Here is a 26711-nt window from a genome sequence, read left to right as displayed (position 1 = left end):
CCCGCGCTGCCCCTCATTGTCCTGCCGGACATTTCTCCCCGTATAGTGACGGGGAGAAATGGCAGTTGCACCGTCAGTCCTTCTTCACCGGCGCTACGCGCAGCGCCAAATCGCGAAGCTGCTGCGGCGAGGCTTCCGACGGCGCGTTCATCAACAGGTCGTAAGCCTGCTGGTTCATCGGGAACATGGTGATTTCGCGCAGGTTCTTGGCGCCGACCAGCAGCATGACGACGCGGTCGACGCCCGCAGCCATGCCGCCATGCGGCGGCGCGCCATACTGGAAGGCACGGTAGAGGCCGCCAAAGCGTTCCTCGACCGTGGCGCGGTCGAGCCCGACCGTCTCGAACGCCTTGACCATGGTTTCGGGCAAATGGTTGCGTATACCGCCGCTGGCGATCTCGAAACCGTTGCAGACCATGTCGTACTGGAAGGCCTTGATGCCGAGCAGATCCTCGCCGTTCAGCGCGTCGATGCCACCCTGCGGCATCGAGAACGGGTTGTGGGCGAAGTCGATCTTCTTCTCCTCCTCGTTCCATTCGAAGAACGGGAAGTCGACGATCCAGCACAGTTCGAAGCGTTCGCGGTCGACGAGGTTCAGCTCCTCGCCGGCACGGGTGCGCGCCGCGCCGGCGAACGACACGAACTTCTTCGGATCACCGGCGACAAAGAAAGCGGCGTCGCCGTCGGCAAGGCCGAGCTGCAGGCGGATCGCCTCGGTACGTTCCTCGCCGATGTTCTTGGCGAGCGGGCCGGCGCCTTCGAGCTTGTCGCCTTCCTTGCGCCAGAAGATGTAGCCCAGCCCCGGCTGGCCCTCGCCTTGCGCCCAGCTATTCATGCGGTCGCAAAAGGCGCGGCTGCCGCCGGTCTTTGCCGGAATGCCCCACACCTCGGCCTTCGGATCGTTGGCCAGGATGTTGGCGAACACCTTGAAGCCGGAATCGCGAAAATGGTCGGAGACGGCTTGCATCTCGATCGGGTTGCGCAAGTCCGGCTTGTCGGAGCCGTATTTGCGCATGGCGACATCATAGGGGATGCGCTGGAATTTCTGCGTCACCGGCTTGCCGTTGGCGAAGGTCTCGAAGACGCCGCGCATCACCGGTTCCATGGTCGACAGCACGTCGTCCTGCTCGACGAAACTCATTTCGAGGTCGAGCTGGTAGAATTCGCCGGGCAAGCGGTCGGCGCGCGGGTCCTCGTCACGGAAGCAGGGCGCGATCTGGAAATAGCGGTCGAAGCCCGACACCATGATCAGCTGCTTGTATTGCTGCGGCGCCTGCGGCAGCGCGTAGAAGGTGCCGGGATGGATGCGCGACGGCACCAGGAAGTCGCGCGCGCCTTCCGGCGACGAGGCGGTCAGGATCGGCGTCGAGAATTCGGTGAAGCCGACCTCGCCCATGCGCTTGCGCATCTCGGCGATGATCTTCGTGCGCGCCACGATGTTCTTGTGCAGTGTCTCGCGGCGCAGGTCGAGGAAGCGGTATTTCAGCCTGATGTCCTCGGGATAGTCCGGCTCGCCGAACACCGGCAGCGGCAATTCCTTGGCCGCCGACAACACCTCGATCTCGCGGGCGAAAATCTCGATCTCGCCGGTCGGCAAATTGGCGTTCGTGGTCTCGGGCAAACGCGCCTTGACCTCGCCATCGACGCGGATCACCCACTCGCCGCGCAAGGTCTCGGCGACCTTGAAGGCGGGCGAATCGGGATCGGCGACGATCTGGGTCAGGCCGTAGTGGTCGCGCAGGTCGATGAACAGCAGGCCGCCATGGTCGCGCACGCGATGCACCCAGCCCGACAGGCGAACGGAATTGCCGACGTCGCTCTTTCGCAACTGGGCACAGGTATGGCTGCGGTAACGGTGCATGGTCATTGGTAAAGTCCGGATGCTGGGGTGCGGGCTGAGGCCCGGCTCGAAATTGGCGCGAAAAGCGCATGAGAGGCCGGCTTTGTCAAGGCAAGCGGATGGTTTGGGCCATCGCCGGACCTTGAGCGGCATTGTCTGAAAAAGCGTTTCTTGTGAAGATGCCATTCGACGCAATCCGGAGACGCCCGATGCCAAAACGCACGCTCCCATCCGGCATTGGGCCACATAACCACCGCGAGCTGGAACTGATGCTCAGCGGCATGAAGCCGATGGCCTTGTTCGCAGCGGAACCGGGAATGGACGCCGAAGACATTGGCGACGCGCAATTCAAGCCCTTCGTCGATGAAGAGCGTATTCTCATATTCACCTATGTCGACCCTGCAACCTCCATCGAAGAGCGTCGCTACTGCCTGCCGACCGAGGAATGGCGCTGCAAGCTCAGCCTGCTGATCTCTCGAATGTGCCGGAGCGGAGAGGCCTTTAGCGTCTTCACGTCAAATGATCTGGCGAGACTGGAAGGCACACTTCTTGGCTATCCCAAAGAAAATATCGAAGCGTTTGTCACGTATGCGGCATCGATGAAAGCGCTGAACGTCGACGCAGATTGAATGACCGCCTCCCGGCGGAGACTCAATCCGACGGGGAATGTTCCTGGGCCAAGGCTGTCGCTTCGCCGCACCTGTTGTGAATTTCGGCCAGTTTCGCTCGGCCGAGTGACAAAAACGGCGATTCCGGCGGCCCAGCCGCGTCACGACGCCGATACCGGCGCTTGACGAAAGCCTTCCCGGCTGAAATCTAGGAAGACCCTACTCCTGCCAAAAGCGATTTGATGCACGTCATCACCACCCAGAAAGAACTCGAGACCGTTCTCGCCGCTTTCGAAAAGTCGGATTTCGTCACCGTCGACACCGAATTCATCCGTGAAACGACCTTCTGGCCTATCCTGTGCCTCATCCAGATGGCCGCTCCCGGCGTAACCGCGCTGATCGATCCGCTGTCGCCTGACATCGACCTGGCTCCCTTCTTCAGGCTCATGGCCAACGAAGCGGTGGTCAAAGTCTTCCATGCGGCACGCCAAGACATCGAAATCATCGTCCATCTCGGCGACCTCGTTCCGCACCCGGTGTTCGATACCCAGGTGGCGGCGATGGTCTGCGGCTTCGGCGACAGCGTTTCGTACGATCAGCTGGTACAGCGCATTACCGGGGCGCGCCTCGACAAGTCGTCGCGCTTCACCGACTGGCGCCATCGGCCGCTTTCCGACAAGCAACTCGACTATGCGCTGGCCGACGTCACCCATCTGATCGAGGTCTATCAGCACCTCAGCGCCGAGCTGGCGCGGGAAAACCGCGCCCACTGGCTGAATGAGGAGATGGATGTCCTGACCTCGCGCGAAACCTACGATCCGCACCCCGAGGATGCCTGGAAGCGGCTGAAGATGCGGCTTCGCAAGCCCCAGGAACTGGCGATCGTGCAGGCCGTGGCGGCATGGCGTGAACGCGAGGCGCGCGAGCGCGACGTGCCGCGCGGCCGTGTGCTCAAGGACGACGCGATCTACGAAATCGCGCAGCAAGGACCGCGCGATGCGCCAGCCCTTGCCAAGCTGCGCACCACGCCAAAAGGCTGGGAACGCTCCTCGACGGCGACGGCATTGCTCGGCGCGGTCAACACCGCGCTCGCCCTGCCCAAGGAGCAAATGCCGAAACTGCCGAAAAACTTCCAGCCGCCCGAGGGCTCGAATGCGGCCGCGGAACTGTTGAAGGTGCTGCTCAGGATCGTCGCCGAAAAACAGGGCGTCGCCTCGAAGGTGCTGGCCTCCAGCGATGACATCGATCGCATCGCCGCCGAGGGCGAGGATGCCGATGTGCCTGCGCTGCAAGGATGGCGGCGCGCCGTGTTCGGCGAAGACGCGCTGAAGCTGGTACGCGGCGAGATCGGCATCAAGTTCGACAATCGCAAGATCGCGGTGTTCGATCTATAAGCGCCGGCCTTTCCCCCTTCCCTTTTGGAGAGGTGATTGGCGCAGCTCATACGATCGCGAGCAAGTGCAGGGCCAACCAGATCCAGCCCAGCGCCAGCACCACCGCGCCCAGCACGAAGGAGCGGTTGCGCACCAGCAGCTTGTTGCTGGTCAGGTGAAACCAGGCGTGAAAATAGCGCGACGCGACAAAAATCCACATCAGTGCGAGGGTGATGTAATTGACGCCGTTGGTCATGTGCAGTGTCAGGCACAGCACGTAGAAAAGCACCGGCAGTTCGAATTGGTTGATCAAATTGTTCGCGACGGTGACAGTAGAGGCCGGCTCGGTCGAACGAACCTTGTACTGGCCGACCTTGGCTTCACCCGACTTGACAGCAACATAGCGGCGCCGGCCCATGACGATATAAACGATGTAGATCAGCAGCACGTGAGCCAGCACTGGCCAGAAGATCGTGGTCTGGTTCATGAAGCCGCCCCTGCCCTGCTCCGCTTCAACTCCGACGTCTTTGGCCCGCCAGCCAGAAAGCGGCAATGACGATGACCGGGACGGCGAGAAGCGCGAATTTGGTGACGATCAGCGCCGAGGCAAAGGACAGCGAGTCCGGATTGGCGTAGAGCAAATCGGACAGAAGGCGCGCCACGGCGATGTTCTGGGCGTAGTCGGCGAGCGTATAGGGCAGCACCAGGATCAGCGCGAAGACCGCCTGCATCTGCGCCGGCAGCACGCGGAAATTCTTCAGGTGCCGGCCAGTTGCCAGGATCAGGCTGACCAGCGTCAGCGACAACAGCGCCGGAAACAGAAGATCGAAGGTCAGGTAGTGCCAGACCAGGATGATCTCGCTGCCGCGCCGGCCAAGCGCCGTCAACCAGGCCATGCCTTCGTCGGGCGTGAATCCGAAATAACGCATGTCGAGCGAAGCCAGGCCCCCGCTCAGTCGACGAAAATAGAAGAACTCCATCCCCGTCATGGCGACAAAAACCGCCACCGAGAGGAAGCAGAGCGCCCCCACATGGCGCGACAAGCGCAGCACCATGGCGGTCAAGTTCGCCCAAAGCCCGGAAGAATCAGGCTCCGCCGGGATAGTTGGGGCTTTCGCGGGTAATCGTGACGTCATGGGCGTGGCTTTCACGAAGTCCGGCGTTGGATATGCGCACAAAGGTGGCGCGGTCGCGGAAATCGGCAAGGTCGCGGCCACCAACATAACCCATAGCGGCTTTCAGCCCGCCCGCAAGCTGGTGCAGCACGCCAGACACGGGTCCTTTATAGGGAACCTGCCCTTCAATGCCTTCCGGCACCAGTTTCAGCGTGTCGCGCACCTCGGCCTGGAAGTAGCGATCGGCGGAGCCCCGCGCCATGGCGCCGACCGAGCCCATGCCGCGATAGGCCTTGAAGGAGCGGCCCTGGTGCAGATAGACCTCGCCCGGGCTTTCGTCGGTTCCGGCAAGCAGCGAGCCGATCATGGCGGCGCTGGCGCCGGCGGCGAGTGCCTTGGCGAGATCGCCGGAATATTTGATGCCGCCGTCGGCGATCACCGAGGCGCCTGATTTGTGCGCTGTCTCGACCGCCGACATGATGGCCGAAAGCTGCGGAACGCCGACCCCGGCCACAATGCGGGTGGTGCAGATGGAGCCCGGACCAATGCCGACCTTGACGGCGTCGGCGCCGGCGTCGATCAGCGCCCGCGTGCCTTCCGCGGTGGCGACGTTGCCGGCCAAGATGCGCACGGAATTGGAAAGCTTCTTCGCCCGCGTCACCGCGTCCAGCACACGCTGCGAGTGGCCATGCGCTGTGTCGATCACCAAAAGATCGACGCCGGCCTCGATAAGACGCTCGGCGCGCTCGAAGCCGTCATCACCGACGCTGGTGGCGGCCGCGGCGCGCAGGCGCCCCTGCGCATCCTTGGTGGCGTGCGGGTTGAGTTGCGACTTCTCGATGTCCTTGACGGTGATCAGCCCGACGCAATTGCCCGTTTTGTCGACCACCACCAGCTTCTCGATGCGGTGCTGGTGCAGAAGCCGCTTGGCCTCGTCCTGGTCGACGTTCTCCTTGACCGTGATCAGGTTCTCACGGGTCATCAATTCGTAGACCTTTTGCGCCGGATCGGAAGCGAAGCGCACATCGCGGTTGGTCAGGATGCCGACCAGCCGGCCGGTCTTGTGGCCACCGGCGCCGCCATTCTCGACCACCGGAATGCCCGAGATCGAATAGGTGCGCATCAGCGACAATGCGTCGGCGAGCGTGGCGTCGGGTCCGATCGTGACCGGGTTGACCACCATGCCGGATTCGAATTTCTTGACCTGCCGCACCTGCTCGGCCTGTTCGGCGGGCGAGAAATTGCGATGGATGACGCCGATGCCGCCGGCCTGCGCCATGGCGATGGCAAGCCTTGCCTCGGTGACCGTGTCCATCGCCGCCGACAGGATCGGCACGTTGAGGTCGATGTCGCCGGCGATGCGAGTGCGGATGTCGGTCTGGCCGGGCATGACCTCGGAATGACCGGGCTGCAAAAGCACGTCGTCAAAGGTCAGCGCCAGTGCGCCGGTGGACGTTTCGATGATTTTTGCCATGGCCAGCCCTTTGAATGCGAAAAAGCGCTGGACCGGAATGGACAGCGCCGACTCGTTATTCCCTTTCAGGATTGGCGGTGGCTGGTAACACGTCGCGGGACGGATGAAAAGCCGATCGTTGCGTCGTTCCGCGTTCTAGTCGCCAGGCTTCCCCGCTAGAGCATCAAGCAATGGGTGACGCGGCGCTGCGAAAGGACTGACGACAGTGACCGCGCCCCATGTGAAGCCGTCTTGCAGATCTTCCGAGACCAGCAGCCGACAGCCAGCTTGCGAGGCCGTGGAGAAAATGACCGAGTCCCAAATGCTGAGTCGATGATCGGTAGCCAGATCAGCGGCCATCATCATCACGTCTTGCGTCGTCGCGGCAACGGAAAATGCGTCGCTCCAGCTCAGAAGGGCATCCCGTGCCTCCAGGGGCGGTCTTCCTGCTTTGCGGATCAAAACGTTGAAGAGTTCACCAAGAACCTGAACAGGAATAACCGCGTCATCTTGCCGGAGATCGCGCAGCAATTCGAGAACGATATCGCGCTTCTCCGCACCGTTCACCCCTTCCGCGCAAGCAAGGATATTCGTATCGAGCGCGATCTTCAACGCTCGTCCTCATAAAGCTCATCGCGCGTCCACTGCCCGGCATTCATGACAGGCTGGCGCTCAAGGCGCGACAACAACGCCGTGCGCGATCGGGCAGCCACACCCTTCTGATGATCCGCGGGCACGATCCGAGCGACCGGACGCCCGTGACTGGTCACCACGTAGCTTTGTCCTTCGCGAACGCCGCGCAGTAGGAGAGAAAACCTGCGATTGGCATCGGCCGCCGAAACAGCTTTTTCCACGGCAATGGCTCCATAGTAGTTATATTCACTACAATAATTATGTGTGTCGCTCCATGCAAGGTGTCCCTTGCCTGGCAGGGATCTCTGCCAGCATGGGGCATGCCAAAGCGAAAGGCCGCATCCTTGCAGTCGCACAAAAGTGACAGCAATTTAACACGACATCACCCTCTGCCCGTGATAACCGCCGTGCGTGCCGGCATGCCCCAGCCGACGATACAGAGAATCAGTCCGGACGCGTCTTGTGAACCGCACCATTCCGCTCATCCTGGCGGTCGCTCTCTTCATGGAAAACATGGATTCGACCGTCATCGCGACATCGCTGCCGGCGATCGCCATCGACATCCACACCAGCCCGATCGCGCTCAAACTGGCGCTGACGGCCTATCTGGTGTCGCTGGCGATCTTCATTCCAATCAGCGGCTGGATGGCCGACCGCTTCGGCGCCAAGACCATCTTTCGTGCCGCGATTGCAGTGTTCATTGCCGGTTCGGTGGCCTGCGCCCTCTCCGGTTCGCTGCCCGCCTTCGTGGTCGCGCGTTTCCTGCAAGGCATTGGCGGCGCCATGATGACCCCGGTCGGGCGCCTGGTTCTGGTACGCGCCACGCCCAAGAGCGAACTGGTCGCCGCCATGTCGTGGCTGACCGTCCCCGCACTGGTCGGCCCGCTGGTGGGTCCGCCGATCGGCGGCTTCATCACCACCTACTTCACCTGGCACTGGATCTTCCTGATCAACGTCCCGATCGGCCTGATCGGCATTTGGCTTGCCACCCGCTTCCTGCCCGAAACCGAGGCAACCGAGACGCCGCCGCTCGATTTCGTCGGCTTCGTGCTAAGCGGGCTGGCCGCTTCCGGCGTCGTCTTTGGCCTGTCGGTGGTCAGCCTGCCTTATCTGCCGCCGGCGACCGGCTTCATCACGATCGCCGTGGGACTGCTGTCGGGCGCGCTCTACCTCATGCATGCGCGCCGCGCCAAAAATCCGCTGCTGGCGCTCGAACTCTTCCGTAACCAGGTGTTCCGGTCGTCGGTGCTTGGCGGCTCGCTGTTTCGCATCGGCATCGGCGCCGTGCCGTTCCTTTTGCCGCTGATGTTCCAGATCGGTTTCGGGCTGACACCGTTCCAGTCCGGCATGATCACCTTTGTCTCGGCGATCGGCGCCATCGGTATGAAATTCGTCACCGCGCTGATCTTCCGCGTTGTCGGCTTTCGCCGCGTGCTGATCGTCGGCTCGCTGGTCGCTGCCGCATCGATCGCCATCTACGGCCTCTTCACCCCCGAAACACCTTACGCGCTGATGCTGGCTATATTGCTGGTCGGCGGCTTCATCCGCTCGATGTTCTTCACCGGCGTCAACGCGCTCTCCTATGCCGAGGTGTCGGCCGAGGATACCAGCAAGGCAACGCCGATCACGGCGGTGTTCCAGCAGCTCTCGATCGCGCTCGGCGTGGCGCTCGCCGGCGGCATTCTGGAAGTCTCGACCTCGATCCATGGCGGCCCGCTGACGCTGCGCGACTTCCATACCGCCTTCTTCATCGTGGCGGCGGTGTCGGCGGCGGCGTCGCTGTCGTTCATGCGGATGGCGCCCGACGCCGGTAACGCCGTCTCCGGCCATGGCCGGCTGACGACGCCGAAGACGCTGGAACCCGTCAGATCGCCGGGAGAGTGATAAGTCGCCGTAGAGCGATCAGCCGCGGCGTCCCCGGCCGTTCGCCATGGCTCCGGGCGCTCGAGTCCTTCGGAACGTCCACTGGACGTTCCGATCCGCCTGGCGGCGGACCGGCGGGGAGCTGGCCTTTCAGCCGTCGGCGTCCCCCGGCCCTTCGCTATGGCTCGGGGCGCTCGAGTCCTTCGGAACGTCCACTGGACGTTCCGATCCGCCTGGCGGCGGACCGGACTCTCGCCCCTTAAAATCCTTGGCCAACAGATAGAGCTCCACCGATTCATCGCGTGAGGCCGGCGGCTTGACGTGATGGACGGAGCGGAAATTCTTCTTGAGCATGGAGAGCAACTCATTTTCGGCGCCGCCCTGGAAGGTCTTGGCGAGGAAATGGCCGCCCGGCTTGAGGACCGAGAGCGCGAAATCGGCCGCCACCTCGCACAGATGCATGGTGCGGATATGGTCGGTCCGCTTGTGGCCGGTGGTCGGCGCCGCCATGTCGGACAGCACGACATCCGGATCCCCGCCCAGCGCCTCGGCCAGCCTTTGCGGCGCGTCGGCGTCCAGGAAATCCATCAGCAGCACCGGCGCACCGGGCACGGCGTCCATTTCGAGATAATCGATGCCGATGACATGCGGGTTTTCGGCCGTCGATTTCGTGCGCGCGGCCGCGACCTGGCACCAGCCGCCGGGGGCGGCACCCAGATCGATTACTTTCATGCCGGGCTTCAAGAGGTGGTGCTTGTCGTCGATCTCGATCAGCTTGTAGGCCGCGCGCGAGCGATAGCCGTCGGCCTTGGAGCGCTGGACATAGGGATCGTTGATGTGGCGCTGCAGCCAGCGGCGCGACGATTCCTTCAGGCCGCTTTTCTTTTTGATCCGCGTCTTCAGCACGCGAATGCTGGCGGATCCTGGCTTTTCTGGTTTCTTCGTCATTGCCTGATTTCTTGTTTGAGCATGATCATGATGCCCTGGCACGCCCGTCATTGCGCCAGACGCCGTCATCGGCCATCAGCTCACTCAATATTCCTTCGCGCAACCCCCGGTCGGCGACGCGCAGCCTCTCCGAGGGCCAGACGGCGCGGATTGCTTCGAGGATGGCACAACCGGCCAGCACGAGATCGGCGCGGTCGGCGCCGATGCAGGGGTTGGCGCAGCGCTGCTGGAAATCCCAGCCGACCAGTTTCTCCACCATGCGGTCGACGCTGTCGCGGTCCATCCACAGGCCATCGACCCGTCGGCGATCGTAGCGCTCGAGGTCGAGATGGACGCCGGCCAGCGTCGTCACCGTGCCCGAAGTGCCCAGCAGATGAAAATTCGGGCTGGCCTTGAGATGGCTCAACCGATCGCGGCCATCGAAAGCGGCCAGCCTGCCGGCGACGTCGTCGACCATGGCGGTGAATATCTCGCGCGTCACGGTGCGGCCGCCAAAGCGTTCCGCCAACGAGACAACGCCGACCGGCAGCGAGGTCCACGAGACGATGTGATTGGCCAGCCGCGGCGAACGGCGGCCGGAGAGATCGATCAGCGCGATCTCGGAAGACCCGCCGCCGATGTCGAACAGGACAACGCCCTGCGTGTCGCGCTCGACCAGCGAACCGCAGCCGGAAACCGCGAGGCGGGCTTCGGTCTGGCGGTCGATGATCTCGAGCTTCAGGCCAGCCTCGCGTTCGACACGATCGAGGAACTCCACGCCGTTTTCGGCTGTTCGGCAGGCTTCGGTGGCGATCAGCCTTGCCTTCCTGATCTTGCGGCTGCGCAATTTATCGCCGCAGACCTTCAGCGCCTCGACCGCGCGGTCCATCGCCGGCTGGCCGAGCCGGCCATTGGCGGTGAGCCCCTCGCCCAGCCTGACGATGCGCGAGAAGGCATCGATGACGCGAAACTGGCCGTGACGTGTGGGAACGGCGACCAGCAGCCGGCAATTGTTGGTGCCGAGGTCGAGCGCGGCGAAGACGGGAAGCTCGTGCACCGGGGGCCGGCGGTGGCCTTGCTCGGGACGCGGCATTGCAACGGCGGGCGAGATTGTGACAGCGGCAACAGGCTTCAAATCCACCGCCGCGACATGAGCCTTGCCTTGCACCGGCGATAGATTGTCCCCGGGGCGCGCCTCGTCGCGCGCAAAAACCTTGCGCCCACGCCTTCGCTTGCGCCGTTTCTTGGGCTTGCCCTTCTGGGTCGCGTCGCCAGCCTGCCTTTTCACGGAGCGAGGCTCCGTTGGGCGGCGTTGCTGCCAACCGGCTGTCCCCGGGCCTGATGGCCCCAGGGAAGCGCTGGACGCGCCCACCTCCGGCGCGCCTGCGCCGGTGTCGCGGTCTTCCACTGTCGTTCCTTCCGGCGCCGCGCGAACCGGTGACGGACGCAGCAGGCGCTTTGGCATGTTTCAAGTTGCCGCCAGACTAACAGTGCCGTGCCCGATCACCAAGAGCCGCACGCTGAATTTTGCCGACCGGGTGCGCGGGCTTGTTTTTGCACTGGCGTAATGCACCGGCAAGGCTGGGCTGGTAGCGCAACACCGTCGCGGCGCAAGGCAAACAAGAATGGCATCAGGCGCGACAAGGGTTCGCGGTTGAATAGCCGGCTTCAATGAGGCATTTCTGAAATGAATGGGGAATCCGGGGCGGACGGCCTCTCGACGGAAAGGAAGCGGATACGCAACGCATGGCAGTCGGGCAATGAACTGGAAACGCTATTTCTGGCCGGTCGTCGGCATCGGCGCGGTGATCTTCTCGCTGCTGCTGCTCTGGCATGAATTGCGCGGCATCTCGCTCGACGACGTCTGGGACGGGCTGGCGGCCATTCCAACTCGTGGCTGGATGCTGGCGGGCTTGAGCTCAGTCGTCGCCTATGCCGCGCTCGCCGGCTACGATCACATCGCGCTGCTGCATATTGGCAAAAAGGTGTCGTGGCTGTTCGTGACACTCTGCTCCTTCACCACCTACGCGCTGTCGCACAATATCGGCGGCTCGGTGTTCTCCGGCGCCGTCATTCGCTACCGTGCCTACGGCACAAGGGGGCTGACCGGCCAGGAAGTCGGCGTGCTGGTGGCGATCTGCTGGATAACCTTCGTGCTGTCGACGTTACTCGCCTCCGGCCTTGTGCTGGTGTTCGAGCCGCGGATCATCGACCGCTTTTCCGGCATTGCCCATCACGGCCTGTCGGAGGCGGCAGGCATTGCGATGCTGGTCCTCATCGCAGCCTATGTATTCGGCAGTTGGCTGCACCTGCGCCCGCTGAGGATCGCCGGGTTTCAGTTGCACTATCCGGCGCTGCCGATCGTCGCCAGGCAGTTGCTGATCGGCCCGATCGAGCTGCTCGCGGCCGCGGCGATCATCTTCTTCGCCCTGCCCGAGGTGCACAATCCCGGCTATTTCGTCGTGCTGGGCGTCTTCCTGGTCTCCTTCTCGGTCGCCCAGATCTCGCACGCGCCAGGCGGCCTCGGCGTGTTCGAGGTGGTGTTCCTGGCCGGGCTTTCCGAGATGGATCCGGTCGGCGTGGTGGCGGCGCTGCTGGTGTTCCGGCTGTTTTATCTCATCGTCCCGCTGTTTCTGGGCCTGGGCATCGTGCTGTTCTTCGAACGCTCACAGTTCAGCCGCAAGGAGAGCTGAGGCTTGGAGGTTCGCACGCCACGGGAAAAGCTGGTGTTCGGAACCGGTGATGAAACCTGGCAATTGAACCGCAAAGCAGACTTGACTATTTTCCACTGGCGGCTACAAGGCAGCGCTCAAGCGGCTCAGCCGTTCGGCCCGCGCGGTTTTCACTTTTACGGTGATTGTCACGCCTGCTGGGGAATAGGTTAACGGTAGACCCACGGACTCTGACTCCGTTAGTCCTGGTTCGAATCCAGGTTCCCCAGCCAACTATGCTTTTTGCAATAAAGACAATCGCTTAGCCGCTCCAGAATAATCCTAACCGGAACAGTTTTCCGGCGCATGAAACCGGAACGTGTTAACTCCCAGCCCTACTTCGCACCCCATGAACGTCGCCCTGGCTCGCTAGTTCCGCTTTTGCCGCTGGACGGTCATCCGCTCAAAAACCCCGTCTCTTAGAAGCAGGAGATGGACGAGTGCGGCAGCGATGTGAACTAGCGCCATCCCACAAAACGTCCAAAAGAGCGCGGTATGCAGGGCCAACAGGCGGGCTGTTCCCAGCTGCGGAATTTTCGGAGCGAACGGGATCGGGAGGTATCCAAAAAGCTTGGGCGCTGACATGAACGGCATGGGCTGGTGACAAAGCCAACCGGTGACGGTCAACGCAAGCAGAGTGGCATACAATCCGACGTGGACAGCCACCGCTGTTGTGCTCTGACGGCCCGGCACCGACGTCACCAACCTGAATACGATCCTGCATATGCACAGGGCGAAAATCGCAACGCCAAGGGATACATGTGTAGGCATCCATCGCATGGCGAATGCGCCGCGCTCATTCATCGGCCCTAAAGTGATGACGATTTGCGAGGCCAGGATTCCGACCGTCAGCCAATGCAAGAACCGCAGGGGCAATGCCCAAGCGGTAGGCCGTTGGGCATTGCTATTGCTGCTTGTGCTTCGCAAGCCAGTCTTTCATCTCCCCGATTTCCTTGGTTTGAGCGTCAATGACCTTTTGGGCCATCTTCTTCGTCCATGCGTTTTTCCCGTGAGCCAGTTCGGCCTTGGCCATGTCGATCGCGCCTTGGTGATGAGGAATCATTCCACAGACAAAGGCTACATCGATGTCCTTCGCCATCATGCCCATCATCATGTTGGTCTGCATTACATCCATGCCAGCCATCATATCTTTATGAGCCGCGTCCATTTGCTCCGACTGCATGCCACCGCCTTGGTGGCTCATGTCCATAGTGGCGCCCGCCATCTTACAAGCGTCAGGCAGCGCGGCCTCTTGTGCCGTCGCAGCGACGGTCAGACTCCCGAAAGCGAGGGTGGCTAGGGCAATACGTTTGAACCGCATTGGTGGTCTCCTATCAAGTCGTTGCGTGCAGAGCAGACAAAGAAGGTAGATCGCCCAAATCGCTCGTCAACTCCCGTGACATTGCCAAATGGGCGAGCACAAAGCAGCGATGTGTGAGGACCGCCAACGAGCAGCATCATAGGGAACAGACTCTTGAAGTTACCAGCGATTATCGGACTCGCCCGAATGATAATCGTTGTGTTCGCGCGTATCGCGGTTGTTGTCCCAATTAGGAATACCGGGATATTTCTCATCGAATGCCCCCGGATTCTTGGCTCGTTCCCGCCACATTGCAAAGTGCCCGAGGACCATCACCACAAGCTGGAACGTGAACCATATAGCGCCAATGGCGATGATGATCTCCACGATTATTTGCGCCTTCTTAACGTTGTTCGGCGGCAACAGCTTCGATAAAGTCGCCGTCGAGCGGCTGGAATTCGTGGTGAAACTGGCGAAGCGGTGTCGCCCATACCTTTCCGCTTTTCCAGTCCGCAACCCGGTAGAGGACAAACGGCGTGCCTGCGGGATAGCGATACAGGCCGGCCCGTATGATTACCTCCACGCGGAAAGCAAGCTTGCCCTCAAGCTCGTCGGCTTCGAAGCTTGTTGCCAGCCGAGCCTCAAGACTCTCTTGCGTGATGATCAGCGCGCCTCCTGTCGCGACAATATCGTGGTGCGCCGGCATGACGCCGGTTACGTGGTAAATTCTGTCGGTCTCCGGATCGATGAATGCCTTGCCGATCATTGCCCGTCACCCCCCTGCATGCCATGGCCTAAGGCATTACGCTTCGGTGCTGGGTGGTCAAGAGCGCGCAAGAAAAGCCCGCCCGGGTGAGCGGCGGGATCATCCTCTAAGATATTCCGAACGCGTAAGCCAAAAGGTCCAGAAAAGCCGCCAATAGCAGCAATGCAAAGCCCCAAACGAAGAGTTTTATCGCCCTAGTCCGATCGGTGCTTTCCTCCGGATCGGGTTGCTTCTCCCATTCGTTAAGATGCTGTTCGATCTCGCGGAAGCTATAGTCCACTGACGACGCGTTAAGATTATGGGTATCGACTATCAAATAGGGCTGAAGGCCGAGCGAGCGGCGAAAACTATCGTGTTCATTGTTTAAAAGCATTAATTGACGCAAATCTTCGGTGCGCGGATGATCCGCCATAGACTAAAGGTCTGGGATACCCCATGTCTCTGCATTGCTCGATAGAGCAATGATGAATAATTAACGCCACGCTTTCGGATGTTCTTGTCTAGCTGACCTTTAAGGTGTTTTGTGCGCCAACGAAAAAATGGCAATTGAACCATGTCGCGGAAATCGCGTAGCAACATAATCGAGCCGATAAAATTAAATAGAACACCTACAAACACAGCTATTTTCACTGCGAGAATCATTTGTCACTCCGAGCGCCTGCGCAAGTTAAGCTATCGCGCCCGTGTCCCAAAGGACAAACGAAAACGCCCGCCGGGATGAGCGGCGGGCTATTGGTCCGTGCTTCCCATGCGTGCACCCTATAGATAACGGCTCGGCAGCTATCGTAAGCCGATGCGGACGCCGCCATTTGCGCGCCAGTGGTGGCGCCAACCATTCGCGCCCGACACTTGGCGGTGGCCTCGCGAATCCGCGACGCACGAAGCCCAAATGCCGACCCGGCAGAAAGAAATAACATGACCCAACTCGTTTTCCGATTGGCTATCGATCCGCACATGGCCACCATGATTCTTGTGCTGCTCATGACGATGATGCGTCGAAAGAGAAAGGTGCGGTAGTAGGCCGCTACACTTAGAAAGCCCGCCGGGTGAGCGGCGGGCTTCTGGTCGGCGTCGAGGATCCGGCCGGTTAGGGTTCCAGCGTCACCACATCGTCGGCCGGATTACCGAAGATCCAGGTTCCCCAGCCAAACTGGATGTCCTACGGATGATTTCGCCCCGGCCGGCTCGCATGAGGCCGCCGCATCTGCCGATTCTGCAAGTCCACGAGGTGAGATTGTCGTTCGCAGGAAGCTGACGCGTGGGCGCGTGCTGCCATTCTTCGAGGGCCTGCCACGCTGCCTGGTCGGGATCGAAGCCTGCAGCTCATTGCATTGTTGGGCGAGAATTGACTGCACGTGGCCATGACGTGCGGCTGCTGTCGGCACAGTATGTTGAAGCCCATACTCCATGGTCGTGTAACTTCATCGTGACCCGATCTCCAGGGAGGAACAATCGGAATGAACTCCAAGTTGGGGGCCAGCCAATCAGTTTGAGGCAGACCACGACCAACCAATGGAGCATGTCATGAGATTTCCACGCTGCACGACCACCGCGGCCGCCGCTTTGATGTTCGCGGCCTTCCCTGCGCTCGCCCAGACGAACGGAACACCTGCACCAACCCCGGCGACCCAACAGCCCGGAGCTGGGCAACTGCCGGATGTGAGCGGACAGACGGGTGGGCCGACGCATGAAATGATTCGCCAGATGATTGAGCAAGCCGTCCAGGAGAGAATGCAACAGGATCGGAGCTTTAACGAAGGCAACAATCGGCAGGAGGAGGGTGACAACCGTCAAGAGGAAGCTTCCCGTCATCGAGACGGTTGGCAGCGGCACCGCAATGGCGGCCCGGCCGGTGAGCATGGAATGGTCGGAAATCATGGTCCTCGCATGATGCGCGGCACCGGGATGCGACTTGTACTGGCGCTTCTGGACACGGATGGTGACGGATCGCTGTCCGAGAACGAGGTCCAGGAGGCTGTCGGCAGAATCTTCTCTGCAATCGACCAGAACGGTGACGGGAAGATCGACATGGATGAAATCCAGTCCTTCTCGCATGGCTCTGGCGGTCGTGAAGAAATGCCGTGATTGGCTAGTGTCTTAGCTTGAAATCCGGCTAGTCAAAAAGCGGCTCGGAGTTTGGCGAACACCACAGGCGCCATGAGGCGCTTTGGGGAGAGGCAATACGGCCGCCGGCGCGTTCTCCCCCCGAGCACGCTGCCGGTTCCCAATCGTCCATCCAGTGACCTGAGGTCAAGTTGATCGGGGCATCCGGCCAGATGTCCTCACATGGATCCGTTCAAGGCGGTCATCCGTAAAGCAGTCTGATCGAGCGAGGCCGGGCCAGCCGTTAGGACTCGCAGACACAGTCGGGCCAGTCTGTCACCGACAAGCCGCCCCTCAAGAACTGCAGTCCGACTTTACCAGCAGCGCGCCATGTTTCGCCCAAAGTTGCTCACATTGTTTCGCCCTCAAGTTTGGCGCTCCCGCAACTCCATGAAAGATTATCGCAGAACGAACGTCGTAGCCCAATACCCACGCGTTGGCCAAAAAGTGAACTGCCTCTCCAAGACGGCGAAGTTCAAGGGCGGCTTCTTTCTTGTTCGCTGCGTCGAATACACCGAGGACCTGCACTTCATCATCGCGTGAGGCCAATATGGCGGCCATGGCCTCGTCACTCATCACCCCCACGACTGTTCACGCGGTTGCTGCTGAAGAAACCCACCGCTACCCAGTACGCTGATGCTCGATGCATGCCGGCAACGGTTTCTTCTTTCATCGTCGCTGGCTCTTGCCGAGAGCCAAATAGCGGCGGCCTTTGTCAGACCAATGAGGCACTCACCTGCAAACTCGGCCGGTTCGTCGCTCGTGGTGTCGAATACCGCCCATGTGTCGCACGGTTCCAGAACGGGTAAGAATTTCATATTAGTCTCCGCTAATTTTTCTCCCAACATTAGCGGAACCACTTTGTTCCTGGAGCTTCGATGCCGTGCTCACGCGTACCCGTCTCGACGGATGCCGGCAGCGAAGGGCCTCGCCGGCGAGCGGTCGCGTCCAGGGCCGTGACTCTCAAGCGTGGACAACCAGGAGGCGTAGAACCGTTGACGTCGCTTTGATCGGACTGGCCTCTGGAGATCGATGCGATGCCCTACCAGCAGGACATGCAAGCAGCGCCATCCAGCCGGGTCGTATACAGCTTGGTTAACAACCATCGGCCCTTAGCGATCTTACCATGCGAACGACAATGGGATCGTAGGGGAGCTTTTCGTCACGACTATAGGTGGCCGTAAACAATGCCGCGCGGCCGTCGCATACTTTGACGGCCCGGACATACAGTATCTGGCCGTCCTTCAGCCCAGAATAGCTGGCCCATTGCGGCGTCACTCGCTTATAGGTCAACCTCCAGCCGTCGTGCTCATTCACTGCCATGCGATGCTCTATCTCGGTGCGAAAACTCGCCTTACCGAGTTGCGCCCCCCATACTGCGAGAAACGCTTTGTTTTTGCCCTCGAAGGCTGCCCCTTGGTCGGAGCGCTGGGTAAGTACAAACCCCGGGGGGACATCGAACACGAAGCCGAGATGTTTGATCCCGAAGCCCTGCCATCCCTGAGCACCGAGCAGCGACGTGGGCACCATGGTGACAAGTAAACTCAGCAGAATATGGGGACCATATCTCATAGCCTGTTCCTATTGCTTCGGCGTCCCGCTCCCTGTCCGTGGCACGTCGTCTAGTAGGGTCGGCTCGACCGAGTCGTTCGTTCGGTGATCTGCTGGCAGCTTGCCGTTTGGGGTCATCTGGTTAACGGCGTCCGGCAGATCCCTGGTGATCCTCGCAATGAGCTCCTCGCGCGAGAGGCCAGTCTGCGTTGAAAGTGCCTCCAGCGTCTGCGCGTCAATAGCCTTTTCCACCTCATGAGGCTCGATCGGCTCGTTCGGCCCGGTGCCAACCCAGGAGTCCACCTTCGGGCCAGCACCTGCATTTTTAAAACGGTCGAGAATATCGCCAACCGCGGTGCCGGCAACGCCCCTGGACACCTGGTCCAGTATCCCCCCTTGCGGATTGTTTGCATCGCGCTCTCCCGCTCCACGGATCATCTCTGCGATCCTGTCGCGGTTTTGATAAGCCAAGACCCCCAGCATAGCGATCGCAAGTCTTCCAAGATTGGCCACTCGTTCCTCCTGTGGTCTCGAGCTTGGAGAAGCTCTCGGCCTGCCAAAAGTTCCGCATTGGCCACCAAACCTCAGGTGGATACCTCCGGACGTGCACATGAGGTGGGCAACGCGCCAGGAAGTCGATGCCTCACAAACCCGAATCTAGTATCCTACTTTGTCCATAAGCACCCGCAATTCAGGCTGAGGCGCGACCCAGAAAGTTCGAAAAGCTTCAAGGAACCCCAGCCAAGCATTTTTCGATGAAAATGGTCACTTAGCGAAAATCGGAACCGGAACACTTTTCTGGTGCATAAATCCGGCACATCGCTGTCGCCACGCTTCGCGAACAAATCCTGCAAGGCCGCCTGATGGTCACTGACACCGAGTTCATTGTCGAAGGCATCAAACAGGGCTGCGTGGTGCTTGCCGATGGCGAGTTCTTTATCGACAGGCTGGTGAAGTATGTCGGCAATGGGAGGATCCGCTGGCATGTCGAATTCCGTGGACATCGCATCGAGCTGACGACCGGTCAGTTCAAGAAGCAGCCTACCTTCCGACGGAAGATGCTCGAACAGGCCGGCGTGCTGCCGCCCCAGCGTCCCGGGGCCAACTTCAGGCGATGGGCTCTCGATCTGAGGAGGAACGCCATCGAGCTTCCCTGGCGGGAGAGACCGGTCGATGCCGGTTTCGCCGTAGACAGGCTTGTCGGTCATGAGGGCGACCGCTGGACGGTTGAATACCAAGGCAAGGCAATCAAGTTCACGACGACCAAACTGCGCAGGCAAACCAGCTTCCGCAAGAGGATGCTGCTGAAGGCCAAGGTGCTGCCGCCCCGGATGGACCCGGTTGCCTATCGGAAGTGGGTGGATTGGCTGATTCAAAACGCCACCGAGGCCGCACCGCGGGCCGGCGATGCCGTAATGACCGAGAAAAGTTGGCTTGACGACCTGCCGGAGTTAGGCGGCTGGCAAGACGAAGCGGCGCCCGAGGCAACCGACTAGAACGGCACGCTGCCGCTCTTCACATTCACCCCAAAACCATGGTGTTGCCATGGCTACGAATTTCGGAACACATTGATGGCGAAGAATCTGGCCAGGGCTTGGCTCGCGGCGAACCGAACTTGAATGAGACCCATGGATCGCTTCAATCTCGGCGCTTACCGCCGCCCGATCTCCACCCGCTCCACCGAGACCCAGCGCTGGTTCGATATCGCTCTGAACTGGTGCTACGGCTTCAACCATGAGGAAGGCATCAAGTGCTTTGAGATGGCGCTGGAGACCGATCCGGACTGCCCGATGGTTCATTGGGGCATCGCCTATGCAGCCGGGCCTTTCTACAATCTGACCTGGAAGGAGCATGGCGAGGCCGAGGCAAACAGCGCGACGAAGCGTTGCTTCGAGCATGTCCAGCTCGCGCGCGCCAGTGCGGCTGCAGCGAGCGAGGTCGAAAGACAATTGATCGAGGCGTTGGCCTGCCGCTTCCGGAAACCGCACCGGGTGACGCCACAGGAATTCGAGCAATGGAACGACGCCTATGCCGCCGCGATGCGGCGGGTCTATCAGAATTTTCCCGACGATCATGATGTGATGGCGCTTCTCGTCGAGGCGCTGATGATGCGCACGGTGCGGCGCCTGTGGAATCTCAAGACCGGTGAACCGGCGCCGAATTCCGACGTCGTCGAAGCGCTGGAGGTTTGCGAGCGGTCAATCCTGCTCGCAGACGAGGCCGGCACCGCCCAGCATCCGGCGATCGTCCACCTGCACATCCATCTGCTGGAAATGTCGACCCAGCCGGAGCGCGGCATGCGCTCGGCCGATCTGCTCGGCGAGATGTGCCCCGATGCCGGGCACATGAACCACATGCCGGGGCATATCTATGTGCTGTGCGGCGAGTATGAGAAGGCGAAGCTCGCCAGCGAAAAGGCGGTTCGGGCCAACGACCTTTATATCGCCTACGCCAATGAACCGACCTATTATCTCCTCGGCTGCTGCCACGATCTGCACCTGATGATGTTCACCTGCATGTTGTCGGGCCAGTACCAGCCGGCGCTGTGGGCCGCCGACAAGGTGCGCAGCCTGGTGACGCGTGACGTGGTCGCCATCCAGGATCGGCCCAAACTCACCCAGACCGTGGAAGGCTATCATGCGATGAAATCGCACGTGCTGGTGCGCTTCGGTCGCTGGCGGGAAATCATCGACGAGCCGGCAACCGAAGAGCCCGGCCTCTATGTGCTGACCGCGGCCATGCAGCATTATGCCAAGGGCGTGGCGCATGCGACGCTGAGGCAATTCACCGACGCCGAGCGCGAGCGTGAACGCTTCCACCAGCATCTCGAAGGCATTCCAGCCGAGCGGCGTTTTCTCAGCAACCCGGCCCGCGCCTCGCTTGCCGTCGGTGCCGCCTTGCTCGACGGCGAGCTTGCCTACCATCAGGGCCGGCACGAGCAGGCCTATGGCCATCTCAGGCAAGCGGTCGAGCTGGACGACAATCTGTCCTACACCGAGCCCTGGGCATGGATGCACCCGCCGCGCCATGCGCTGGCGGCGCTGCTTCTCGACCAGGGCCACGCGCAAGAGGCGGAGCAGGTCTATCGCGACGATCTCGGCCTGAGCGGCAATGTGCAGCGCTGCGCCCAGCACCCGGACAATGTCTGGGCGCTGCACGGGCTGGTGGAATGTTTGGGGCGCTGCGAGAGCCAAGAGCTGCCTGTACTGCAGGCAAAACTCGCTACGGCGCTGGCCAAGGCCGATGTGCCGATCAGCTCATCGTGCCTGTGCCGGACGGGCGTGCAATCGGCACTCAGCTGTTGTCCTTGATGCCCATCGCACCCTTCCCGGGCAGTTCAATCATGGAATGCTGAAGGGTACCGATTCAGCAACCGTTCCATCAATGGCCAAATCAACCCGATAGGTGCCCTCCGGCCATCCCGCCGTTGGTTTGGTGAGTTGTGAATCAGCCTGATTGTTGGCTCCTACGTCGAGGTCGACCTTGTCGATCGTATAGTTTTCCGGCGCGGCACCGTGGGAATCAACCGAAACCCAGGAGAATGTGATTTTCGAGGTTGGCGCGATATCCACAAGGTCAGCCGAGACGTAGATCACCGGTGTCTCGACAGGGAAGTTGCTCTGAGGCGTTCCCCCGTCCTTCGTCGCGGAAAGGACGATATTGGTGAAGCCCGCCGCCTGGACCGGCATACCGAAACTGAGCGCCGCCAAGGCGGCAATGGCTAGAACCAGAGCTGATTTCAAGACTTATTTCTCCTCGGGCTTGGGTGCTGGCCCCGCAAATCGGGGTCAAAGCGGGGTTGAGGACGGATGCCGTCAGCCCAGCCATTTGTCATAGTCGGCCACCAATAGATGCAACGGCGGTGTGTCTTCCTCGATATCGGCGAAACGGCCGATCGGCTCGCGGAAGACGTTGTCCGTGCGATCGTCATTGACGGTCGACACCTCGCCGATCAGGACATCCTTGCCCTCGGCCCAGAAGGCGTGCCAGACGCCGGGCAAGAGCGTGACGCTTTGGCCCGGATCAAGCTTCAACAGTCCGCCCGCCGGCAGCCTGTGGATGGTTCCGTCGACCGGCACCGATACTTCGGCCTTGGGGTCGATGCCGCCGTCGCGATCATGCATGAACAGTTCAAGCACCAGCTTGCCGCCGCCGCGGTTGATGATGTCCTCGGCCTTGATGTTGTGGCGGTGCATCGGCGACATCTGCTCCTTGCGCGAAATCATGATCTTCTCGGCATAGAGCATGCCCATGCCCTTCTTCATGTCCTCGTAGCGGCCGTTGCGAACGGTGAAAAGGAACAGGCCGAGATCGTCGAACTTGCCCTGGCCGTAGTCGGTGATGTCCCAGCCGAGCCGCGAGGTGAAGATGGCCGAGGAATCGACCTGGCGCGCCTTCATCTCTTCCGGCGACCAGTAGGCGAAGGGCGGCATGATATAGCCGAACGAGCGGATGAAAGCGTCGGCTTCGCGGATGATGTCGTTGATGGCGGAGCGTTTCATGATGATGACCCTCGTGTCGATTTTTCCGACAATCGCATAGCCGAACGCCGGTGCGGTGTCGATCCACCTTGCCTGATCGAGCCCTGCCTGTTCGAGCCTTTCGCGCGCCAGTCATGGCCAACAGATCGCGGCCCGCTGGCCGCGTGACATCGCTTGCTTTGAGGCTCATAACCCCTTGCGAATTGCACAGGGATAGCCGATGCCGACCATCCATGACCTCGATACGCCTTCGATCCTGATCGACGTCGCACGCGCCGAAGCCAACATTGCTCGTGCACAGGCTCATGCCGACAAGAACGGACTGAAGCTCAGGCCGCACATCAAGACGCACAAGCTGCCTTATTGGGCGAAGAAGCAAATGGCGGCAGGCGCCGTCGGCATCACGTGCCAGAAGATCGGCGAGGCCGAGGTAATGGCCGACGCCGGGCTGACCGATATATTTCTTCCCTACAACATCCTGGGGCGCGCCAAGCTCGAGCGGCTGAAGGCGCTGCATGGCCGCGTGACCCTGTCGGTCACGGCCGACAGCATGGACACGCTGGAAGGGCTCGCGGCAGCTTTCACCGATGCCGGCCATCCTCTGTCCGTGCTGGTCGAATGCGACACCGGCATGGGTCGCTGCGGCGTGCAGACAGCCAATGAAGCGGTGGCGCTGGCAAGGCTGATCGACAAGGCTGGTGGCCTCACCTTCGGCGGACTGATGACCTATCCGGCCGCCGGCCGCGCGGCTGAAGCCGAAGCCTGGCTTGCAGACGCCAAGCAGGCGCTGGCTGCCTCGGGGCTTGCCTGCGAGCGCATCTCCAGCGGCGGCACGCCTGATATGTGGCGCTCCGTCGACGCATCCGTCGTCACGGAGTATCGCCCGGGAACCTACATTTATCTCGATCGCTACCAGGTCGCCAAAGGCGCTGGCACGTTGGACGATTGCGCGCTGACGGTGCTTGCGACCGTGGTCAGCCATCCGACAGCGACGCGCGCCATTCTCGATAGCGGCAGCAAGGCCCTGTCCAGCGATACGCTAGGGCTAAAGGATTTTGGAGAGTTGATGGGCGTCCCCGGAGCGCGGGTGACGGGGCTGAGCGAGGAGCACGGCACGGTCACGCTTTCCGGCGACGGCAGGCTGCGCATTGGCGAACGCGTGCGCGTGGTGCCGGACCACTGCTGCGTCGTCACCAACCTGTTCAACGAGGTCAATCTGATAGACGGCGAGAAGGTTCTCGAAACGCTGCCAGTGGCGGCTCGCGGGCTGATGACATGAGGTTTAGACCGGACGCTCCGCCTGCCGCGCTGCCACCCGCCGCATGGCTATCACCCGGCGGCGGCGGATTTCGGTGCGCATTGCCATCAGGTGCAGCGCGAAGAACAGCACGGTAAACCCGCCAGCCATCACCAGCAGAGGCCAGAGCAGGCTCGGGTCGATGGTCGGGCCGCCGAGCCGGAACACCGAGGCAGGCTGGTGCAGCGTGTTCCACCAGTCGACCGAGAATTTGATGATCGGGATATTGATGAAGCCGACCAGCGTGATGATAGCGGCGGCCCAGGCGGCGCGGCTGGCATCATCCAGCGCACGGGTCAGCGCGATGATGCCGAGATACATCAGGAACAGCACGAAGACAGAAGTCAGGCGGGCGTCCCACACCCACCAGGTGCCCCACATCGGCTTGCCCCAGATCGAACCGGTGATCAGCGCCAGCGCGGTGAACACCGCTCCAATCGGTGCTGCCGATTTCAGCGCGACATCGGCCAGCGGATGGCGCCAGACCAGCGTGCCAAGCGCGGAGACCGCCATCAGCGTGTAGCACATCATGGCGAGCCAGGCGAAAGGCACGTGGATGTACATGATGCGAACGGTGATACCCTGCTGGAAATCCTCGGGCGCGGTGAAGCTCATATAGAGGCCAATCGCGAGGGTGAGCGCGGCGAGCGCCGCCAGCCACGGCACAAGCTTGTCTGCAAGCCCGACGAACCGCGTTGGATTGGCGAGATCGGTCAAGCCGCTCAGGCGTGAGGTGATGTCACTCATGCGACTTTACATAGACCGCCGATGCGTTTGGGGCAATCGAGCGGCGGTGTCGCAGCTCTGGTCTTGCCTCCTCCCGTTCGGGAGAAGGCGGAACCGTTAACGGCTCAGGCGGCCTCGCCCTGCACCGACCGGCTGAGGCGCCGGACTTCCTCGTCGTTGAGCAGGCCGCCGGCGCGCAGCAGGCTGGCGAAGCGGCCGTTGCGCAGCGACAGTTCGGCAAAGCCACCCATCTCGACCACCCTGCCCTTGTCCATGAACACGACCAGATCGGCGTCGCGGACGGTGGTCAGGCGGTGGGCGATGATGAAAGTGGTGCGGTCGCGGCGCAATTCGTCGATCGCTTCCTTGACGCGGTCCTCGGTCTCGACGTCGAGTGCGCTGGTCGCCTCGTCGAGCACCAGGATCGGGGCATCCTTCAGCACGGCACGGGCAATGGCGATGCGCTGGCGCTCGCCGCCCGAGAGCTGGCCGCCACGTTCGCCGACCACCGTGTCGTAGCCATTGCTCTTGGCTAGGATGAAATCCTGCGCCGCGGCCGCGGTGGCGGCGGCATGGATCTCGTCGTTGGTCGCATCGGCGCGGCCGACGCGGATGTTGTCCTCGATCGAGCGGTTCAAAAGCCCGGCGTCCTGGAACACGGTGGCGATCGAATGGCGCAGCGACTTGCGCGTCACCGTGCGGGTATCGATGCCGTCGATCAGGATACGGCCACTGGACGGCGAGAAGACGCGCTGCAGCAAGTTGATGAGCGTGGTCTTGCCCGCACCCGTCGGTCCGACGATGGCGACGGTCTGGCCGGCCTGCACCTCGAAGGACACGTCGCTGACGCCCTGCCCCGAATTGGCGAACTCGAAGCTGACATCCTCGAAACGAACATGGCCGGTGACGTTGGCAAGGTCGCGCAGACCATCCGGCTCGGCGGTATCGGCGGCCGAGTCCTCGAGCTTGTAGAAATCCTCGAGCTTGGCGCGAGCTTCCGAAATCTGGTTCGCGAAAGCCGACATCTGGTCGAGCCGTGAGATCAGCAGCGTGGCGAAGCCGGTGAAGGCGATGACGTCACCGATGCGCAGCTGGCCATGAGTGACCAGATAAGCGCCGATCAGAAGCACCACCATCATCGAGATCGTCGACGACAGCCGATTGAGCGCATTGGCGATAGCCCACCAGTCGAGCACCGGGTTCTGCGCGTCGAGCAGGTTCTTGACGTAGCCGCGCAGCGCCTCGGCTTCGTAACCGAGACGGTTGTAGCTCTGCAGCACGGCGACGTTGCTCACCGAGTCCGTCACATGCGCGAACACCTTGTGATAGTGGCGCTCGACCGCGGCCTGGCCTTCCTTGGTGCGCTTCATCACCAGGCGGCCGATGCCGACATAGAGCACGCCGAGCACGAGGAGAACCATCGACATGCGCACATCCATGCTGAGCGCCGTGGGAACCAGCAGAACGAGCGCGACAGCGGTCGACAAATGCTGGCGCATGAATTCGAGCCAGAGGCTGAACAGCGTCTCGACGGCGCGCAGCAGCGTGTGGAGGGCATTCGAGGTGCCACGCTGATGATGCCAGGCGAGCGGCATGGTGATGACGCGCTCGAACGACTGACAGAGCACTTCGCTGCGCCGGGCGTGCGCGAACCGGTCGGCGCCGCGCGCTACCAGGACGAAAGCCATGACATTGAAGGCGCCGAGGCCGGCCCACACGGCGAGCGTGGAGAAAACCGAACCGTGCGCGGAAATCGCGTCGATGACCCGGCCGAACATGATCGGCTCAAGGATCGCGATGGCTGCAAGAGCGACGTTGGCCGAACAGATCAGCGCGACGCGCTTCTTGTCGGCAGCCAGATACCCCAGCGCTCTCCAATAGATCTGCAGAAGTGACACTTCAGCTACTCCGCCAACGTTCTATTGTGCCCAATACCAATATTGTGCACCGCACCATTTCCTGAC

29 protein-coding genes, 1 tRNA gene and 1 pseudogene are annotated in these 26711 nt (G+C 61.5%); 11 read left to right on the top strand and 20 right to left on the bottom strand.

Annotated elements, in window-relative coordinates:
• Positions 1–73 precede the first annotated feature (73 nt).
• Positions 74–1861 (bottom strand): aspartate--tRNA ligase, encoded by a 1788-nt coding sequence (aspS, locus tag FJ936_RS17840; RefSeq protein WP_181171057.1) that lies wholly within the window; start codon positions 1859–1861, stop codon positions 74–76.
• Between the two features lie 188 nt (positions 1862–2049).
• Between aspS and FJ936_RS17835 the strand changes: the two genes are divergently transcribed.
• A complete protein-coding gene (locus FJ936_RS17835) occupies positions 2050–2469 on the top strand; it encodes a hemin receptor (RefSeq protein ID WP_140787675.1) in 420 nt (139 codons plus the stop codon).
• Positions 2470–2690: 221 nt separating this feature from the next.
• Positions 2691–3842, top strand: a complete 1152-nt coding sequence (rnd, locus tag FJ936_RS17830) for a ribonuclease D (RefSeq protein ID WP_140787677.1) — start codon at positions 2691–2693, stop codon at positions 3840–3842.
• 46 nt (positions 3843–3888) lie between these two features.
• Here rnd and FJ936_RS17825 read toward each other — a convergent pair whose 3' ends face one another.
• The 5 genes from FJ936_RS17825 to FJ936_RS17805 form a co-directional block, all read right to left on the bottom strand.
• Entirely contained in the window at positions 3889–4308 is a 420-nt protein-coding gene (locus tag FJ936_RS17825) for an MAPEG family protein (RefSeq protein WP_140617086.1), read from the bottom strand.
• A gap of 25 nt (positions 4309–4333) precedes the next feature.
• Positions 4334–4876, bottom strand: a complete 543-nt coding sequence (locus tag FJ936_RS17820; RefSeq protein ID WP_181763149.1) for a hypothetical protein — start codon at positions 4874–4876, stop codon at positions 4334–4336.
• Between the two features lie 31 nt (positions 4877–4907).
• The gene (guaB, locus tag FJ936_RS17815; protein ID WP_015318286.1) at positions 4908–6410 is read right to left on the bottom strand and encodes an IMP dehydrogenase; all 1503 of its coding nucleotides are present in this window, start codon (positions 6408–6410) and stop codon (positions 4908–4910) included.
• Between the two features lie 135 nt (positions 6411–6545).
• Entirely contained in the window at positions 6546–7001 is a 456-nt protein-coding gene (locus FJ936_RS17810; RefSeq protein WP_015318287.1) for a PIN domain-containing protein, read from the bottom strand.
• Complete coding sequence (locus FJ936_RS17805; protein ID WP_140787681.1) at positions 6998–7243, bottom strand: type II toxin-antitoxin system prevent-host-death family antitoxin; 246 nt, start codon at positions 7241–7243, stop codon at positions 6998–7000. The genes FJ936_RS17810 and FJ936_RS17805 overlap by 4 nt, the downstream gene beginning before the upstream one ends.
• A 241-nt stretch (positions 7244–7484) precedes the next feature.
• Between FJ936_RS17805 and FJ936_RS17800 the strand changes: the two genes are divergently transcribed.
• A complete protein-coding gene (locus FJ936_RS17800; protein ID WP_140617090.1) occupies positions 7485–8906 on the top strand; it encodes an MFS transporter in 1422 nt (473 codons plus the stop codon).
• 129 nt (positions 8907–9035) lie between these two features.
• Here FJ936_RS17800 and FJ936_RS17795 read toward each other — a convergent pair whose 3' ends face one another.
• Together FJ936_RS17795 and FJ936_RS17790 are read right to left on the bottom strand one after the other, a co-directional pair.
• A complete protein-coding gene (locus FJ936_RS17795; protein ID WP_015318290.1) occupies positions 9036–9833 on the bottom strand; it encodes an RlmE family RNA methyltransferase in 798 nt (265 codons plus the stop codon).
• Positions 9834–9858: 25 nt separating this feature from the next.
• Positions 9859–11220 carry a Ppx/GppA phosphatase family protein gene (locus FJ936_RS17790; protein ID WP_140794044.1) on the bottom strand — a complete coding sequence of 454 codons (1362 nt, stop codon included), beginning with the start codon at positions 11218–11220 and terminating at the stop codon, positions 9859–9861.
• A gap of 352 nt (positions 11221–11572) precedes the next feature.
• Here FJ936_RS17790 and FJ936_RS17785 point away from each other — a divergent pair, with 352 nt between their 5' ends.
• The 3 genes from FJ936_RS17785 to FJ936_RS17775 all read left to right on the top strand — a co-directional run bounded on the left by FJ936_RS17785 (position 11573) and on the right by FJ936_RS17775 (position 12756).
• Positions 11573–12505 (top strand): lysylphosphatidylglycerol synthase domain-containing protein, encoded by a 933-nt coding sequence (locus FJ936_RS17785; RefSeq protein WP_140617091.1) that lies wholly within the window; start codon positions 11573–11575, stop codon positions 12503–12505.
• 3 nt (positions 12506–12508) lie between these two features.
• Complete coding sequence (locus tag FJ936_RS17780; protein ID WP_140794028.1) at positions 12509–12697, top strand: hypothetical protein; 189 nt, start codon at positions 12509–12511, stop codon at positions 12695–12697.
• Positions 12683–12756, top strand: a tRNA-Gln gene (locus tag FJ936_RS17775). Before FJ936_RS17780 ends, FJ936_RS17775 begins: the two co-directional genes overlap by 15 nt.
• Positions 12757–13427: 671 nt before the next feature.
• On the opposite strand, the gene FJ936_RS17765 is transcribed toward FJ936_RS17775, so the two are convergent.
• The 4 genes from FJ936_RS17765 to FJ936_RS17750 all read right to left on the bottom strand — a co-directional run bounded on the left by FJ936_RS17765 (position 13428) and on the right by FJ936_RS17750 (position 15001).
• Positions 13428–13844, bottom strand: a complete 417-nt coding sequence (locus tag FJ936_RS17765; protein ID WP_140794032.1) for a DUF305 domain-containing protein — start codon at positions 13842–13844, stop codon at positions 13428–13430.
• A gap of 159 nt (positions 13845–14003) precedes the next feature.
• A complete protein-coding gene (locus FJ936_RS17760) occupies positions 14004–14210 on the bottom strand; it encodes a hypothetical protein (RefSeq protein ID WP_140794034.1) in 207 nt (68 codons plus the stop codon).
• Between the two features lie 16 nt (positions 14211–14226).
• On the bottom strand, positions 14227–14589 hold the full coding sequence (locus tag FJ936_RS17755) for a hypothetical protein (protein ID WP_140794036.1): 363 nt from the start codon (positions 14587–14589) through the stop codon (positions 14227–14229).
• 106 nt (positions 14590–14695) lie between these two features.
• Complete coding sequence (locus FJ936_RS17750; RefSeq protein WP_141906838.1) at positions 14696–15001, bottom strand: hypothetical protein; 306 nt, start codon at positions 14999–15001, stop codon at positions 14696–14698.
• 815 nt (positions 15002–15816) lie between these two features.
• On the opposite strand from FJ936_RS17750, the pseudogene FJ936_RS30925 reads away from it, so the two are divergent.
• Positions 15817–15967, top strand: a pseudogene (locus FJ936_RS30925) (IS110 family transposase); the annotation flags it as partial.
• Positions 15968–16113: 146 nt separating this feature from the next.
• Positions 16114–16674, top strand: a complete 561-nt coding sequence (locus FJ936_RS17740) for an EF-hand domain-containing protein (protein WP_140794040.1) — start codon at positions 16114–16116, stop codon at positions 16672–16674.
• A 312-nt stretch (positions 16675–16986) separates the two neighbouring features.
• Here the strand turns inward: FJ936_RS17740 and FJ936_RS17735 are convergent, their stop codons facing one another.
• The 4 genes from FJ936_RS17735 to FJ936_RS17720 form a co-directional block, all read right to left on the bottom strand.
• Positions 16987–17268, bottom strand: coding sequence for a hypothetical protein (locus FJ936_RS17735; RefSeq protein ID WP_140794042.1), 282 nt, complete (start codon positions 17266–17268; stop codon positions 16987–16989).
• Positions 17268–17510, bottom strand: coding sequence for a hypothetical protein (locus tag FJ936_RS17730; protein ID WP_141906837.1), 243 nt, complete (start codon positions 17508–17510; stop codon positions 17268–17270). Before FJ936_RS17730 ends, FJ936_RS17735 begins: the two co-directional genes overlap by 1 nt.
• Before the next feature lie 277 nt (positions 17511–17787).
• On the bottom strand, positions 17788–18264 hold the full coding sequence (locus FJ936_RS17725; RefSeq protein ID WP_140661918.1) for a hypothetical protein: 477 nt from the start codon (positions 18262–18264) through the stop codon (positions 17788–17790).
• 9 nt (positions 18265–18273) lie between these two features.
• On the bottom strand, positions 18274–18756 hold the full coding sequence (locus FJ936_RS17720; protein WP_141906836.1) for a YidB family protein: 483 nt from the start codon (positions 18754–18756) through the stop codon (positions 18274–18276).
• Between the two features lie 350 nt (positions 18757–19106).
• On the opposite strand from FJ936_RS17720, the gene FJ936_RS17715 reads away from it, so the two are divergent.
• Positions 19107–19739 (top strand): hypothetical protein, encoded by a 633-nt coding sequence (locus FJ936_RS17715; protein WP_140792945.1) that lies wholly within the window; start codon positions 19107–19109, stop codon positions 19737–19739.
• A 132-nt stretch (positions 19740–19871) separates the two neighbouring features.
• The gene (locus tag FJ936_RS17710) at positions 19872–21554 is read left to right on the top strand and encodes a hypothetical protein (protein WP_141906835.1); all 1683 of its coding nucleotides are present in this window, start codon (positions 19872–19874) and stop codon (positions 21552–21554) included.
• Positions 21555–21584: 30 nt separating this feature from the next.
• Here FJ936_RS17710 and FJ936_RS17705 read toward each other — a convergent pair whose 3' ends face one another.
• A complete protein-coding gene (locus FJ936_RS17705) occupies positions 21585–21986 on the bottom strand; it encodes a hypothetical protein (RefSeq protein ID WP_140617099.1) in 402 nt (133 codons plus the stop codon).
• 72 nt (positions 21987–22058) lie between these two features.
• Positions 22059–22745, bottom strand: coding sequence for a D-lyxose/D-mannose family sugar isomerase (locus FJ936_RS17700; protein WP_015318300.1), 687 nt, complete (start codon positions 22743–22745; stop codon positions 22059–22061).
• Between the two features lie 199 nt (positions 22746–22944).
• On the opposite strand from FJ936_RS17700, the gene FJ936_RS17695 reads away from it, so the two are divergent.
• Positions 22945–24003 (top strand): D-TA family PLP-dependent enzyme, encoded by a 1059-nt coding sequence (locus FJ936_RS17695; protein WP_140792951.1) that lies wholly within the window; start codon positions 22945–22947, stop codon positions 24001–24003.
• A 3-nt stretch (positions 24004–24006) separates the two neighbouring features.
• On the opposite strand, the gene FJ936_RS17690 is transcribed toward FJ936_RS17695, so the two are convergent.
• On the bottom strand, positions 24007–24768 hold the full coding sequence (locus tag FJ936_RS17690; RefSeq protein ID WP_140792953.1) for a heme ABC transporter permease: 762 nt from the start codon (positions 24766–24768) through the stop codon (positions 24007–24009).
• Positions 24769–24872: 104 nt separating this feature from the next.
• Complete coding sequence (locus tag FJ936_RS17685) at positions 24873–26645, bottom strand: glucan ABC transporter ATP-binding protein/ permease (RefSeq protein ID WP_015318303.1); 1773 nt, start codon at positions 26643–26645, stop codon at positions 24873–24875.
• Positions 26646–26711: the final 66 nt, after the last annotated feature.

The sequence above is a fragment of the Mesorhizobium sp. B2-4-13 genome (assembly GCF_006658535.1).
GTDB lineage: Bacteria > Pseudomonadota > Alphaproteobacteria > Rhizobiales > Rhizobiaceae > Mesorhizobium > Mesorhizobium australicum.
Note: the sequence above shows the minus strand (reverse complement) of the source record. Positions and strands in the feature narration are given on the sequence as shown.

Excerpts from the sequence above, each read along its gene's own strand:
- FJ936_RS17755 (WP_140794036.1), bottom strand. The coding sequence starts at position 14,589 with ATGATCGGCAAGGCATTCATCGATCCGGAGACCGACAGAATTTACCAC.
- FJ936_RS17785 (WP_140617091.1), top strand. The coding sequence starts at position 11,573 with ATGAACTGGAAACGCTATTTCTGGCCGGTCGTCGGCATCGGCGCGGTG.
- FJ936_RS17825 (WP_140617086.1), bottom strand. The coding sequence starts at position 4,308 with ATGAACCAGACCACGATCTTCTGGCCAGTGCTGGCTCACGTGCTGCTG.
- FJ936_RS17835 (WP_140787675.1), top strand. The coding sequence starts at position 2,050 with ATGCCAAAACGCACGCTCCCATCCGGCATTGGGCCACATAACCACCGC.
- FJ936_RS17725 (WP_140661918.1), bottom strand. The coding sequence starts at position 18,264 with ATGAGATATGGTCCCCATATTCTGCTGAGTTTACTTGTCACCATGGTG.
- FJ936_RS17740 (WP_140794040.1), top strand. The coding sequence starts at position 16,114 with ATGAGATTTCCACGCTGCACGACCACCGCGGCCGCCGCTTTGATGTTC.
- FJ936_RS17715 (WP_140792945.1), top strand. The coding sequence starts at position 19,107 with ATGGTCACTGACACCGAGTTCATTGTCGAAGGCATCAAACAGGGCTGC.
- FJ936_RS17735 (WP_140794042.1), bottom strand. The coding sequence starts at position 17,268 with ATGAGTGACGAGGCCATGGCCGCCATATTGGCCTCACGCGATGATGAA.
- FJ936_RS17730 (WP_141906837.1), bottom strand. The coding sequence starts at position 17,510 with ATGAAATTCTTACCCGTTCTGGAACCGTGCGACACATGGGCGGTATTC.
- FJ936_RS17690 (WP_140792953.1), bottom strand. The coding sequence starts at position 24,768 with ATGAGTGACATCACCTCACGCCTGAGCGGCTTGACCGATCTCGCCAAT.
- FJ936_RS17795 (WP_015318290.1), bottom strand. The coding sequence starts at position 9,833 with ATGACGAAGAAACCAGAAAAGCCAGGATCCGCCAGCATTCGCGTGCTG.
- FJ936_RS17700 (WP_015318300.1), bottom strand. The coding sequence starts at position 22,745 with ATGAAACGCTCCGCCATCAACGACATCATCCGCGAAGCCGACGCTTTC.
- FJ936_RS17710 (WP_141906835.1), top strand. The coding sequence starts at position 19,872 with ATGGATCGCTTCAATCTCGGCGCTTACCGCCGCCCGATCTCCACCCGC.
- FJ936_RS17695 (WP_140792951.1), top strand. The coding sequence starts at position 22,945 with ATGCCGACCATCCATGACCTCGATACGCCTTCGATCCTGATCGACGTC.
- FJ936_RS17765 (WP_140794032.1), bottom strand. The coding sequence starts at position 13,844 with ATGCGGTTCAAACGTATTGCCCTAGCCACCCTCGCTTTCGGGAGTCTG.
- FJ936_RS17820 (WP_181763149.1), bottom strand. The coding sequence starts at position 4,876 with ATGGTGCTGCGCTTGTCGCGCCATGTGGGGGCGCTCTGCTTCCTCTCG.
- aspS (WP_181171057.1), bottom strand. The coding sequence starts at position 1,861 with ATGCACCGTTACCGCAGCCATACCTGTGCCCAGTTGCGAAAGAGCGAC.
- guaB (WP_015318286.1), bottom strand. The coding sequence starts at position 6,410 with ATGGCAAAAATCATCGAAACGTCCACCGGCGCACTGGCGCTGACCTTT.
- FJ936_RS17750 (WP_141906838.1), bottom strand. The coding sequence starts at position 15,001 with ATGGCGGATCATCCGCGCACCGAAGATTTGCGTCAATTAATGCTTTTA.
- rnd (WP_140787677.1), top strand. The coding sequence starts at position 2,691 with ATGCACGTCATCACCACCCAGAAAGAACTCGAGACCGTTCTCGCCGCT.